Annotated in this window: 10 protein-coding genes; all 10 read left to right on the top strand. The window is 70.6% G+C overall.

Going from position 1 to position 13,195, the window contains the following annotated elements; genetic code table 11:
• Window positions 1-12: 12 nt before the first annotated feature.
• A complete protein-coding gene (gene gltS / locus PV781_RS19580; RefSeq protein WP_274777315.1) occupies window positions 13-1,218 on the top strand; it encodes a sodium/glutamate symporter in 1,206 nt (401 codons plus the stop codon).
• Between the two features lie 96 nt (window positions 1,219-1,314).
• Complete coding sequence (locus tag PV781_RS19575) at window positions 1,315-3,675, top strand: Tex family protein (protein ID WP_274777314.1); 2,361 nt, start codon at window positions 1,315-1,317, stop codon at window positions 3,673-3,675.
• A gap of 186 nt (window positions 3,676-3,861) precedes the next feature.
• Entirely contained in the window at window positions 3,862-4,650 is a 789-nt protein-coding gene (locus tag PV781_RS19570; protein WP_274777313.1) for an inositol monophosphatase family protein, read from the top strand.
• Between the two features lie 282 nt (window positions 4,651-4,932).
• Window positions 4,933-6,018, top strand: coding sequence for a flagellar motor protein MotA (locus PV781_RS19565; protein ID WP_274777312.1), 1,086 nt, complete (start codon window positions 4,933-4,935; stop codon window positions 6,016-6,018).
• Window positions 6,019-6,021: 3 nt separating this feature from the next.
• Window positions 6,022-7,041, top strand: a complete 1,020-nt coding sequence (locus PV781_RS19560) for a peptidoglycan -binding protein (RefSeq protein WP_274777311.1) — start codon at window positions 6,022-6,024, stop codon at window positions 7,039-7,041.
• Window positions 7,042-7,103: 62 nt separating this feature from the next.
• Window positions 7,104-7,649, top strand: a complete 546-nt coding sequence (locus PV781_RS19555) for an ADP-ribosyltransferase domain-containing protein (RefSeq protein WP_274777310.1) — start codon at window positions 7,104-7,106, stop codon at window positions 7,647-7,649.
• 8 nt (window positions 7,650-7,657) lie between these two features.
• Window positions 7,658-7,945, top strand: coding sequence for a hypothetical protein (locus PV781_RS19550; RefSeq protein WP_274777309.1), 288 nt, complete (start codon window positions 7,658-7,660; stop codon window positions 7,943-7,945).
• Between the two features lie 117 nt (window positions 7,946-8,062).
• Complete coding sequence (locus tag PV781_RS19545) at window positions 8,063-9,340, top strand: MFS transporter (RefSeq protein ID WP_274777308.1); 1,278 nt, start codon at window positions 8,063-8,065, stop codon at window positions 9,338-9,340.
• Window positions 9,341-9,403: 63 nt separating this feature from the next.
• Window positions 9,404-10,282 carry an ImuA family protein gene (locus PV781_RS19540; RefSeq protein ID WP_274777307.1) on the top strand — a complete coding sequence of 293 codons (879 nt, stop codon included), beginning with the start codon at window positions 9,404-9,406 and terminating at the stop codon, window positions 10,280-10,282.
• Window positions 10,185-13,073 carry a Y-family DNA polymerase gene (locus tag PV781_RS24135; protein WP_274777306.1) on the top strand — a complete coding sequence of 963 codons (2,889 nt, stop codon included), beginning with the start codon at window positions 10,185-10,187 and terminating at the stop codon, window positions 13,071-13,073. The genes PV781_RS19540 and PV781_RS24135 overlap by 98 nt, the downstream gene beginning before the upstream one ends.
• Window positions 13,074-13,195 lie beyond the last annotated feature (122 nt).

The raw sequence follows: 13,195 nt of genomic DNA, 5'->3' as shown, positions 1-13,195 counted from the left end.
AAGAGGGGCGACATGCCGGTCATTCTAGAGGTGTCGGGCCTCCTCACCTTCACGCTGGCCATCGTGGTCTATTTTCTCGGCGCCGGGCTCAACAGGGCGATCCCGCCGCTGCGGCGCTGGAACATTCCGGAAGCGGTCACGGGCGGCCTCCTGGTGGCGGTGGTGACCCTTCTCGCCTACCGGGTGGTGGGGGTGGCGGTGACCTTCGATCTCCAGGCCCGCGACATGCTGCTGCTTTATTTCTTCACCGGCATCGGCCTCAACGCGCGCTTTGCGGACCTCATCGCCGGCGGGCGGCCGCTGGTGATCCTGCTTCTGCTCACCCTCGTCTATCTCGGCCTCCAGAACGCCACCGCGCTCGGTGCCTCCGCCGTGCTCGGCCTGCCGGAGGGCGTGGCGCCGCTCTTGGGCTCGGTGTCGCTCATTGGCGGCCACGGCACCACCATCGCCTGGGCGCCGCTGCTCACGGAGCGCTTCGGTCTCACCAACGCGCTGGAGCTCGGCATTGCCAGCGCCACGCTGGGCCTCGTGCTGGCGAGCCTCGTGGGCGGCCCCATTGCCGGCTTCCTCATCAACCGCTTCCGTCTGAAGGGCGAGGCCGATGGCGGTCCAGTGATGGGACTGTCGACCGAAAAGGCCGCGCCCAAGCCGCCCATCACCCATGTGGACGTGCTGAGCACCCTCCTGGTGCTCAACATCGCCATCCTCATCGCCTTCGCGCTGGAGGAGGCGGTGGAGGCCACGGGGCTGAAGCTGCCCATGTTCGTGGTGTGCCTGCTGGTGGCCATCGTGCTCACCAATTTGGTGCCCCGCGCCCTGCCGCGCCTGCCCTGGCCGACGCGCACGGCGGCGCTGGCGCTGGTGTCCGACCTGTCGCTGAACGTGTTCCTGGCCATGTCGCTCATGAGCCTGCAATTGTGGACCCTGAGCGGACTGGGCCTCGCCTTGGTGCTGGTGCTGGGCCTGCAGACGCTGGTGTCGGTGGTCTACATCCTCCTCGTGGTGTTCCCCGCCATGGGGCGGAACTACCAGGCGGCGGTGATCTCGGCTGGCTTCACCGGCATCAGCCTCGGCGCCACCCCGACCGCCATCGCCAACATGACGGCGGTGACCAAGGTGCACGGCCCGGCGCCCACCGCCTTCATCATCCTGCCTTTGGTGTCGGCCTTCTTCATCGACATCGCCAACGCGCTCGCCATCGGCTTCATGGTGCGCTGAGCCTGGGGAAGAGAAGGGCGCGCGCCCCGGATCGGCCCGATTTTGCCCGCACCTCCCCTTTGGGGCATAAGACATGCCCCTTTGTGAGAGGTTTCCATGGCCGCAGAACCCGTCCAGATCGCCCGCACCATCGCTCAGGAGATCGGCGCCACGCCGGCCCAGGTGAATGCGGCGGTGGGGCTCTTGGACGAGGGCGCCACCGTGCCCTTCATCGCCCGCTATCGCAAGGAAGTCACCGGCGGCCTCGATGACACCCAGCTGCGCACCCTGGAGGAGCGCCTGTCCTATCTGCGCGAGCTGGAGGCGCGGCGGGCGAGCGTGCGCAATTCCATCGACAGCCAGGGCAAGCTCACCGACGACCTTTCCGCCCGCATCGCCGGCGCCACCACCAAGGCGGAGCTGGAGGACCTCTACCTCCCCTTCAAGCCCAAGCGGCGCACCAAGGCGCAGATCGCCCGCGAGCGCGGCCTTGAGCCGCTGGCCGACGCCATCCTCGCCGACCGCGCCAAGGTGCCGGCGGAGCTCGCCGCCGCCTATCTCTGCGAAGAGGTGGCGGACGCCAAGGCGGCGCTGGAGGGCGCCCGCGACATATTGGTGGAGCGGTTTTCGGAAAATGCCGATCTGGTGGGCCGCCTGCGCGCCCATATGAAGGCCAAGGCCGTGCTGCGCGCCAAGGTGATCGCCGGCAAGGAAGAGGCGGGCGCCAAGTTCCGCGACTATTTCGACCATTCCGAGCGCTGGTCCGCCGTCCCCAGCCACCGGGCGCTCGCCATGCTGCGCGGGCGCAATGAGGAGATGCTCACCCTCGATCTGGAGGTGGATGCGGACGATCCCTCGCCGGTGAAGCCGGTGGAGCGCATCATCGCCCAGGTGGTGGGCATCGCGCCCGCCGGCGGGCCGGGCGATGCCTTCCTGCGCGATGTGGCCCGCTGGGCCTGGCGGGTGAAGCTCTCCCTGCATCTGTCGGTCGAACTCATGGGCGAGATGACCGAGCGGGCGGAAGAGGAGGCCATCCGCGTCTTCGCCCGCAACCTCAAGGATCTGCTGCTGGCCGCCCCCGCCGGCTCGCGCGCCACCATGGGCCTGGACCCCGGCATCCGCACCGGCGTGAAGGTGGCGGTGGTGGACGGCACCGGCAAGCTGGTGGCCACTTCCACCATCTATCCCTTCCAGCCGCGCAACGATGTGGCGGGCGCGCAGGCGGAACTGGTGCGGCTCATCCGTGCCCATAATGTGGAGCTGATCGCCATCGGCAACGGCACGGCCAGCCGCGAGACCGAGAAGCTCACCGCCGACCTCCTGGGCCTGCTGCCCCCACCCAAGCCTTTGAAGGTGGTGGTGAGCGAGGCCGGCGCCTCGGTCTATTCCGCCTCCGCCGTGGCGGCGGCGGAAATGCCGGATATCGACGTGTCGCTGCGCGGCGCGGTCTCCATCGCCCGCCGCCTCCAGGACCCGCTGGCGGAACTGGTGAAGATCGAGCCGAAATCCATCGGGGTCGGCCAATACCAGCACGACGTGGACCAGTCCCGCCTCGCCAAGGCGCTGGACGCCGTGGTGGAGGATGCGGTGAATGCGGTGGGCGTCGACCTCAACACCGCTTCGGCCTCGCTGCTGGCGCGCATTTCCGGCCTCGGCACGGCCCTGGCGGAGGCCATCGTCGCCCATCGCAACGCCAATGGCCCCTTCCGCACCCGCAAGCAATTGATGGACGTGCCGCGTTTGGGCGCCCGCACGTTCGAATTGTCCGCCGGCTTCCTGCGCATTCCCGATGGCGCCGAGCCGCTGGACGCCTCCTCGGTCCATCCCGAGGCCTATGGGCTGGCCAAGAAGATCGTCGCCGCCTGCGGGCGGGACTTGCGCACCCTCATGGGCGATGCCTCCACCCTCCAGGCGCTGGACCCTGCCGTCTTCGTGGATGACCGCTTCGGCCTGCCCACGGTGAAGGACATCCTGCGCGAACTGGAAAAGCCCGGCCGCGACCCGCGCCCGCAATTCAAGACCGCCACCTTCGCCGAGGGGGTGGAGAAGATCTCCGATCTGCGCCCTGGCATGGTGCTGGAAGGCACGGTGACGAACGTCGCCGCCTTCGGCGCCTTCGTGGATATCGGCGTCCACCAGGACGGGCTGGTGCACATCTCCGCCCTGGCGGACCGCTTCGTGAAGGACCCCCATGAGGTGGTCAAGGCCGGCGACGTGGTGAAGGTGCGGGTGGTGGAGGTGGATGCGCAGAGGAAGCGCATCGCCTTGTCCATGCGCAAGGAGGACGGCACCCGTCCCGCCCCCGGTGGCGCGCGCGGGGGCGAGCGGCCCATGCCACCCAAGGGTGGTTCGGGCGGTCCCTCCGGCGGGCCTGGCAAGGGCCGCCCGCCCGCGGGTGCGCCGGGGCGGGGCGCGGAACCGGCAGGCGGCGCGCTCGCGGCCGCGATGGCAGAGGCCATGAAGCGCCGGCAGAAATAGCCTGGCGGTGGCCCGGTGCGGCGGGAGCGTTGGCAGTGCCCCGCGCCCCGATTCGCGGCGGGAGCAGGGCTGCCCCCCGCCGGCGGCGCCTTGACGGCGCGGCGGCGGACGGGCACACGGAGCGCAACCCAAACGTTCCCGGCTGCCGCATGCGGCCTTCGCCCGCGTCCGCGGCAGGAAAAGCACATGATCCGCACTCCGCTCATCACCGTCATGGTCCAGGCCGTCCGCAAGGCCGGCCGCGCCCTCGTCCGCGATTTCGGCGAGGTGGAGAATCTCCAGGTCTCCGCCAAGGGCCCCGCCAATTTCGTCTCGGCCGCGGACCGCAAGGCCGAGGACACGCTTTATGCGGAACTCTCCCGCGCCCGCCCCGGCTATGGCTTCCTCATGGAGGAGCGCGGCCGGGTGGAGGGCACGGACCCCCTGAATGAGTGGGTCATCGACCCCCTCGACGGCACCACCAACTTCCTGCACGGCATCCCGCTCTTCGCCATCTCCGTGGCGCTGGTGCGCAATGGCGTTCCCTATGCGGGCGTCATCTTCAACCCCGTCACCGACGAGCTCTACATCGCCGAGAAGGGCCAGGGCGCCTATCTCAACGACCGCCGCCTGCGGGTGGCGGGCCGGCGCCTGCTGCGGGAATCGGTCATCTGCTGCGGCCTGCCGCATCTGGGCCGGGGCGATCACCGCCAGTTCAACCGCGAACTGGCCGCCGTGCAGACGCAGGTGGCGGGCCTGCGCCGCACCGGCGCCGCCGCGCTGGATCTCGCCTGGGTGGCCTCCGGCCGCTTCGATGCCTTCTGGGAGCGCGACCTCTCGCCTTGGGACATGGCGGCCGGCATGATCCTGGTGCGCGAGGCGGGCGGCTATGTCTATGACCTCGACGGCGGCGACAAGGTGCTGGAAAAGGGCAGCGTGATCGCCGGCAATGAGGTGATCCACCGCGACCTGCTGGCGCTCCTCAAGGCCGCCTGAGACGTGCCGCCGGGCGCCTTCGCCCGGCGCTTCCCCTCTTTAAGGGCGTTCCAAAGCGGCGGCGCACCGCGCATCTGTGTGCCCGCCACGGGTTCCTTTTGGGACCGCGTGTGCCATAGTCCCCCCCGAACATGATCGTCCCGGGTCCAGGTTCTGCCGTCGCGGGCGGAACCTTGGCCGCCCTCCGGCCTTATGGTCTGGGGGAGGTCCGGCCCCGCCGCGCGCCTTGCGCCGGCGGCGCGCGGATCGGGATTTCAGGGCTGGAAGGACGCGGGAGCATCCATGGCGCGCAACGTCGATCCTTTCCTCAAGGTCTCCTCCCCGCGCATCTTCCTGGTGCGCATGCTGGTCTTCCTGGCGCTCTGCGTGGCCTTGGCGGCGGTGCTCTACCGGCAGATCCTCGACGCCTTCATGAACAATCCGGGCCTCAACGGCGTCATTTTCGGCGTGCTGGCCATCGGCATCATCCTGGCCATCCGGCAGGTGTCGCGGCTGTTTCCCGAGGTGGAATGGGTCAATTCCTTCCGCCTCGCCGATCCCGGACTTGCCGTCTCCCGCGCGCCCACCTTGCTCGCGCCCATGGCGGCGCTGCTCGGCGACCGCATGGGCCGCATGGCCATTTCCCAGGCCACCATGCGCTCCATCCTGGATTCCATCGGCACCCGCCTCGACGAGGCGCGGGACACGGCGCGCTATCTCACTGGCCTCCTGGTCTTTCTCGGCCTGCTCGGCACCTTCTGGGGCTTGCTGGAGACCGTCTCCTCCATCGGCGGGGTGATCGGCGCGCTGGAGATCCAGCCGGACAGCGGCTCGGTGTTCGAGGAGATCAAGCGGGGCCTCGCCGCGCCCTTGGGCGGCATGGGCATCTCCTTCTCGTCCTCCCTCTTCGGGTTGGCCGGCTCGCTGGTGCTGGGCTTCCTGGACCTCCAGGCGGGCCAGGCGCAGAACCGCTTCTATACGGACCTGGAAGACTGGCTCTCCACCACCGTGCGCGACATTGGCGATGGCCCGGCCGGCCCGCCCGTTCCCGTGCCCATGGTGCGCGAGGCGGTGCTCGCCCATCCCGAACTGCCCACCCTTGCTTTGCCGCCGCCGCCCGCCCTTGATGTGGAGCCGCTCGTGGTGGCCATCGAGCGGCTGGAGCGCACCATGACGGAAGCCGGCTCCCAGCGCGTCACCACCGCCATGGCGCATCTGGCCGAGAGCCTCCAGGGCCTTGTCACCCACATGCGCTCCGAACAGGCGCTGCTCAAGCAGATGATCGAGGTACAAGGCGCCCAGCAGCAGGAATTGCGCCGGGTGGTGGACCGGCTGGACCAGAGCATGGAGGCGTTCGAGAACGAGACGCAGGGCAAGAGGGGGGCCTGAGCCATGGCGCTCGGACGGCGCGGCCGCGACCGCACCATCGATTATTGGCCCGGCTTCGTGGACGCCTTGTCCACCCTGCTGCTGGTCTTCATCTTCCTGCTCTCCGTCTTCATGATCACCCAGTTCTTCCTGACGCAGGAAATGTCGGGCAAGGACACGGTGCTCCAGCGCCTGCAATCCCAGATCCGGCAATTGACCGAGCTTTTGTCCCTGGAGCGGGCCGCCAGCCAGGGCGCGGAAGGGGAATTGAGCACGCTGCGCGCCAGCCTTGCCGCCACCGAGGCGGAACGCGACCGGCTGCGCGGCCAGATCGCCACCGCCCCCGGCGCGCCCGACCCCTCCCGCGAGCAGGCGCTCTCCCGCGAGGTGGACATGCAGCGCGACGCGGCGGCGCGCGCGCTCTCCCAGGTGGAGCTTCTCAACCAGCAGATCGCCGCCTTGCGCCGGCAGATGGCGGCGCTGGAGGAGGCGCTCAACGTCTCCGAGAAGCGCGACCAGGAAAGCCAGACCAAGATTGCCGATCTCGGCCGCCGCCTGAACGTGGCGCTGGCCCAGCGCGTGCAGGAACTCGGCCGCTTCCGCTCGGAATTCTTCGGCCGGCTGCGGGAGATATTGGGCAACCGGCCGGACGTGCGCATCGTCGGCGACCGCTTCGTGTTCCAGTCGGAAATCTTCTTCGACCGCGGCTCGGCCACCCCCCGTCCCGAGGCGCTCGCCGCCCTCGACCAATTGGCCTCGGCCATTCTGGAGCTGGAAAAGAAGATCCCGCCGGACATCAACTGGGCCCTGCGGGTGGATGGCCACACCGACAGCCGCCCCATCTCCACCCCGCAATTCCCCTCCAACTGGGAATTGTCCGCCGCCCGCGCCATCGCGGTGGTGCAATATCTCATCGCCAAGGGCGTGCAGCCCCAGCACCTCATCGCCGCCGGCTTCGGCGAATACCAGCCCCTCGACAGCGGCACCACCGACGACGCGCTCTCGCGGAACCGGCGCATTGAGTTGAAGCTGACGGAGCGGTGAGGGGATTGCCGCAGGCGACGTGGTGCGCTTAGCTTGGGCTTGGCGCAATCCTGGGTTGGGCGGTGGATCATCTGTTCGTCGGGCTGGTGGACGACCTGAGCGCCGCGAAGCAGCGGTGCGGCTTTGATCGCCCGTCTGATCCTTATGGTCTCACGCCCTATGAGCGGCTCGCGGTATGGGTTTGGTCCGTGTCCGCCTATCCTGTCGGAGAAATGAATGCGCGCTTGCGCAAGGGAGTGCCGATCACGGAGGCGGAGCGCGGGTTCTGCCGGCTCCTGACGGACGCTCTTGAGAAGATCCCTCCCATTCAACAGCGCGTCTATCGCGGTGTGCGGGACGATGGAGGCTTGGGGCCAGTGCCGGAGCGGTTCGCACAAGGAACCGTGCATAGACTAGAATCGTTCACCAGCACGTCTTTGGATATCCAGGCGGCCTATGCTGGCAACGTTTTGATGCTGATGTCGTCCCTGACAGGTCGACCGATCATGATGTACTCGGATGATCCCTTGGAGCAGAAAGTCCTCTTTCTGCCGGGCACACCTTTCGTCAGCGATGGTGGCTGGGTCGGTGAGAAGGGCTATGTGATACTTTTGCGAGAAGTGCTATGAAGGCGCGCATGGAGCCGCATCGTCAGCAGACCTGGAAGGTAGGGGGCGTGGGAGAGGAAGCCACCTCTCAGGGCCGCGTGAAGGCTGGCCATGCTGTGGCGGGCATGGAAACCGCCACATACCAGGAATTGGTTTTGCTTTATCGCAAGGTGTTTGCCACCGGCACGCCCCGCCACGCCCCTTCTTCTCCTCCCACCCTCACGCCAGAGGAAGAAGCCATCGCCCGCCGTTTCCTGGCCGAAGGCGGGGGCGAGGCCAAGACGCGCCTTCACAAGAAGATGCAAAGCGGCTTCTGAGCCGCCCGCCATCACAGGCGCTTGGCGCGCGCCCCTCCCCCAAATTGTGCCCGGCCCCAGAAGGGCGTAAACGCGAGGGCACGGCCCCGTGCCGCCCACCGTCTCGCAGGTTTCCCCTTGAGCGCCGATCCCGCCCCCGCCCGCCCCGATGCGCTGCGTGATGCGCGGTTTCGCGCCTATCTGGCGGGGCGGCTCGGCAGCAATCTGGTCACCCGCATGCAGGCGGTGGTGGTGGGCTGGCACATTTATGAGTTTTCCGGCGACCCGGTGGCGCTCGGCTATGTGGGCCTCGCCATGTTCGTGCCCATGGTGCTGCTGGGCCTCGTCATCGGCGATTGGGCGGACCGGGTGAGCCGCGCGCGCCTGCTCACCGTCTCCTCCATCATCATGTGCGGCGCCTCCTTCGGCTTCCTGCTGCTGGGGCTTCAAGGGGTGGAGCGGGTGGCGCCCTATATCGGGCTCACCGCTTTGTTCGGCGTGGGCGTGGCCTTCAACCGGGTGGCGCTGCCGGCTTTGCTGCCGCAGATCCTGCCGCCCGAGCAATTGGCGGGCGGGGTGGCCTGGGCCTCCACCATCAGCCAGTTCGCGGTGATCGCCGGGCCGGCGGCGGCGGGGCTGCTGCTGCTGGCCGGCCGGGACGTGGCCTATGGCACGGTGGCGCTCCTCGGCCTTGGCTCGGCGCTGGTGTGGGCGCGCATGCACATTCCCCCTGCTATTCCCAGCGAGACCGGCCTCCATGGCGTCACCATGGCCTCCCGCGTCCTCGCCGGCATCGCCTTCGTGCGCAGCCAGCCGCTGATTCTCGGCGCCATCCTGCTGGATCTGTTCGCGGTGCTGCTGGGCGGGGTGGTTGCCCTGCTGCCGGTCTTCGCCAAGGACATCCTCCATGCCGGCCCGGTGGGGCTCGGCCTGCTGCGGGCGGCGCCCGCCGTGGGGGCGGTTCTGGTGGCGCTGCTGCTCGCCCGCCGGCCGCTGGCGCGCCATGCGGGGCCGATCTTCTTCGCGGCGGTGGCGCTGCATGGCGTGGCGATCCTGGCCTTCGGCCTGTCGACGAATCTGGCGCTCTCCTGCCTCGCTCTGGCGGTGGCGGGGGCGACCGACATGGTGAGCGTGGTGGTGCGCACCACCGTGGTCCAATTGGCCACCCCCAACGCCATGCAGGGCCGCGTGAATGCGGTGAATCAGGTGATCATCAGCGCCTCCAATGAGTTGGGCGATTTCCGCGCCGGCCTCATGGGTGGGCTGATGGGCGCGGTGCCGGCGGTGGCGGCGGGCGGGCTCTTTATCCTGGGTGTGACGGCGGCCGGCTTTCTCCTGTGCCCGCCCTTGCGGCGCCTGGATCGCATGGAGGACGTGGCCCACCGGGAGGGGACGGGGGCGGCGGGAGCGGCTTGACTCCCGCGCCGGCTTTCGGAATCTATAAGAACAAATAGAGAACACGCAAACAGCACTGGCCGGATGATGGCTCCTTCGGACGCAATGGAGATTGCGGGCCTGCGGCAGCGCATTGCCGCGCTCGAGCGGGGTGGCACCCTGACACGCCCGGGGTCCGGCCCCTCCCCCTCCCGGGAGGGGCTGTGCGCCCCGGCCGGGGAGGCATGCCTGCCGCTGGGCGTGCCGGAGGTGGATGCGTGCCTCGGCGGCGGGCTCACGCTCGGCGCCCTGCACGAGGCCTCCGTCCGCGCGCCGCGCGGGGAGGGGGCGCTCATGGCTTTTGCCCTGGCGGTGGCCGCCCGGGCCGGGCGGCAGCTGCGGCGGCCGGTCCTGGTGGTCCAGCAGGACCTTGCCATGCTCGAGGCCGGCACCCTCTACGGGCCCGGCCTTGCCGAACGGGGGCTGCCGGAAGGCAGCCTCATCCTGGTGCGCGTGCGCAAGGCGCAGGATGCCTTGCTGGTGATGGAGGAGGCTCTGAAATGCGCGGGATTGTCAGCCATTCTGGGCGAGGTGGCCTCCCCCCTGCCGGAGGCCCTCACCGCCACCCGGCGCCTGGCGCTCGCCGCGCAGGCGGGAGGCACGCTCGGCCTGCTGCTGCGCCCCGTGCGCACCACGGAGCCCTGCGCCGCCCGCACCCGCTGGACGCTCGCCCCCGCCCCCAGCCGGCCGGATGCCTATGGCGGGCTTGGGCCGCCCTGCCTTTCCGCCGCCTTGGTGCGCAATCGCCTGGGCCCGCCCGGCGCCTGGACGCTGGAACTGAATGCCGCCGGCTTCCGCCTCGCCGGGCCGGAGGGGGAGGTGCGGCATGACCTCCAGCGCGAACCCCTCCCCCGGCCGGCGCTATCTGGCGCTCTGGCTGGAGCGCCTGCCCACGGACCGACTGGAACGGCCTCTGTCGCCTGACCAGCGCGCCTTGCCACGGGTCACCGTGAGCGTGGAAAAAAGCGCCCTGCGCCTGGCCGCCCTTAATGCGCCGGCCGCCGCGCTTGGCCTTGGCGCCGGCCTCTCCCTGGCCGATGCCCGCGCCCGCTATCCCGCCCTCGTGGTGGAACCGCACGACCCGGAGGCCGACCAGAGGTTGCTGGAGGACCTTGCCGAGGCCTGCGCCCGCTATACGCCTTTGGTGGCGCTGGACGGGCCGGACGGGCTGATCCTGGATATTTCCGGCTGCGCCCATCTGTTTGGCGGCGAGGCGGGGCTGGCGCGGGACCTGCTCGCCCGCGTGGCGGGCGTGGGCCTTTCCGCCCGCGCTGCCATCGTCGCCACGCCCGGTGGCGCCGCCGCGCTCGCCCGGTTCGGCGGCCGCCGCAGCCTCATCGTGCCGGAGGGAACGGAGCTGGGCCCCCTCCTCGCGCCCTTGCCGCTGGCCGCCTTGCGCCTGGCGCCGGCTTTGCTGGCAAGCCTGGCGCGCCTCGGCCTTGCCCGCATTGGCGACCTCCTGGACAAGCCCCGCGCTCCGCTTGCCGCCCGCTTCGGCGCCGACATGATGGACCGGCTGGATGGCGCGCTCGTCAGCGGGCGGGCGGCGCTCACCTATCGCTTTCCCCCGCCGCGCTTCAGCGTGGACAAGGCGCTGGCCGAGCCGGTGGAGCGGGTGGAGGACGTGCTGGGCCTTGCCCGGCATCTGGCCGGCTCGCTCGCCGGCCTCATGGAGCGCCACGGCCTCGGCGCCCGGCGGCTGGACCTTGCCTTGTTCCGCGTGGACGGCAAGGTGACGCGCCTCCATGTGGGCACCGGCCGGCCGCTGCGCGACCCCGCCCTCGTCCAGCGCCTGTTCGCCGAGAAGGTGGCGCAGCTTTCCAGCCTGGATGCCGGCTTCGGCTTCGACCTCATCCGCCTGTCCGCGCCGCTGGCCGAGCCCATGGACGCCCGGCAGGACGGGTTCGATGCGCAGCGGGAGGCGGAGGAGGCGGTGGACCGGCTGCTGGATCGCCTCGCCGCCCGTTTCGGCCGGGGGCAGGTGCTGGTGCCCGCCTGCGCCGACGCCCACATGCCCGAGGCCGCCGGCCGCCTCGTCCCCGCCCAGGACTATGCCCGGCAGGCCGGCGCCGCCCGCGCCTTCCGCGCTCCGCCCGTGCCGGCTGAGCCAGCGCACGCGGCCGAACGCGCCGCCCCGGCGCAGGGGAGGGCGGCGGGAAGGGCCGCCCCCTCCGCCGCTGGCGAAGGGGCAGAACAAGGGGCAGAACAAGGGGCAGGGGCAGGGCAAGGGAGGCTGCAAGCTGCAGGGAGGCTCCAAGGGGCGCAGCAAGGGGCGCAGCAAGGGGCGCAGCACGCGCGCCCGGAGAATATCCCGCCTGCTCCCGCCGTCCCCCCTCCGTCCGGGCGGGCAGGGACGGCCTCTCCTTTCTCCCTCCGCCCGCCGTCCGAGCCGGAAGAGGCGGCCTCTTCTGTCGCGTCTCGCGCGAGCCTGTCGGGCCAGGTGGGCAACGAGGGAGCGCCGGTGATCGCCCCCCTTCTTCCGGGCTTTCAGGCCGGGCTGACGGGGGGGCCGGAAGAGGTGGCGTCCGCTTCTGCCGTCCCCTCACCGTCCGAACAGGCCGGCGCGGCCTCTCCCCCCGCCCTCCGCCTGCCCCCCGGACCTGGAGAAAGGTCCTCTTCCCTTGCCGCCACCGCCGGCTTGCCGGGTGCCAGCCGCCGCGAGGGAACACGGGTGATCGCCCCGTCTTTCCCGGACCTTCAGGTCGGGCTGACGGGGCGCCCGGAAGAGGTGGCGTCCGCTCCCGCTGTCCCCCCTTCCTCCGGGCGGGAAGGGACTGCCTCTCCTTTTGCCTTCTGCTCGCCGTCCAACCGGGAGGAGACGCCCTCCCCTCTCGCGGCCGGGCTCGCCGGGCAGGCGCAGGCGTGCGCGCAGGGGCGCGCGCAGGGGAGGGCGGAGGCAACTGGCGCCCCGTCCGCCGCTCGGGAAAGGGCGGTGCAGGGCGCGCTGCAGGGGGAAGGACAGGGGGCGCCGCCCCTTTGCTCGGAGAAGACTCTTTCCGCTCTCGCCGTCCCCTCTCCGCCCAGCCGGGCAGGGGCGCTATCTCCTTTTTTCCTTCACCCTTCTTCCGGGCTGGGAGAGGTGCCTTCTCCTCTCGCCTTCACCCCACTGTCCGGGTCGGGTGAGGTGCCCTCTCCTCTTGCGGCCGGGCGCGCCGGGCGGGAGCAGGAAAGCCTGAAGGGAGGCCCGTCCGCCGCTGGCGAAGGGGCGGTGCATCCGCGCCTGGAGAATTCCCCGTCCGCTCCTGCGGTGACCCCGCCGTCCGGGCGGGAGGAGAGGGCTTCTCCTCTTGCATCCAGCACCGGCCCTCGGCCTCCCACGAGCAACGGCAGAGCATCCAGCGCCCCGCCTCGCGGTGGGGCTCATGCGGCGGCGGCGCGTGCGGAGGGTCCGCCGGATGCCTCCCGCGCCGATCTTACCGGCCCCGCCCGTCCCTTGCGGCTGCTCGATTATCCCGAGCCGGCGGAAGCTGTGGCGGAGGTGCCGGATGGGCCGCCCTTGCGCTTCCGCTGGCGCCGGGTGACGCATCTGGTGCTGCGGGCGGAAGGCCCCGAGCGCATCGCCGCCCCCTGGTGGCGGGAGGATGGCCTCTCCCCCACCCGCGACTATTTCCGCGTGGAGACGGTGGAGGGCCACCGCTTCTGGCTGTTCCGCGCCGGCCTCTACGGCACCGGCCCCCATCTGCCGGCCTGGTATGTGCACGGCCAGTTCGGCTGAGGCGGCGGCCATGGACCTGTTCCCTCGCCTCGCGTGCCGGGCGCCCGGCGTCGCTGTCCGACCTCAAGGGGCCCCCACCCCCACCCCCACCCCCACCCCCGCCACGCCCGCGCCCGCGCCCG

Origin of the sequence: Aquabacter sediminis (assembly GCF_028863665.1) — a bacterium.
Classification (GTDB): domain Bacteria; phylum Pseudomonadota; class Alphaproteobacteria; order Rhizobiales; family Xanthobacteraceae; genus L1I39.
This window is presented reverse-complemented; position numbering and strand designations above follow the sequence as displayed.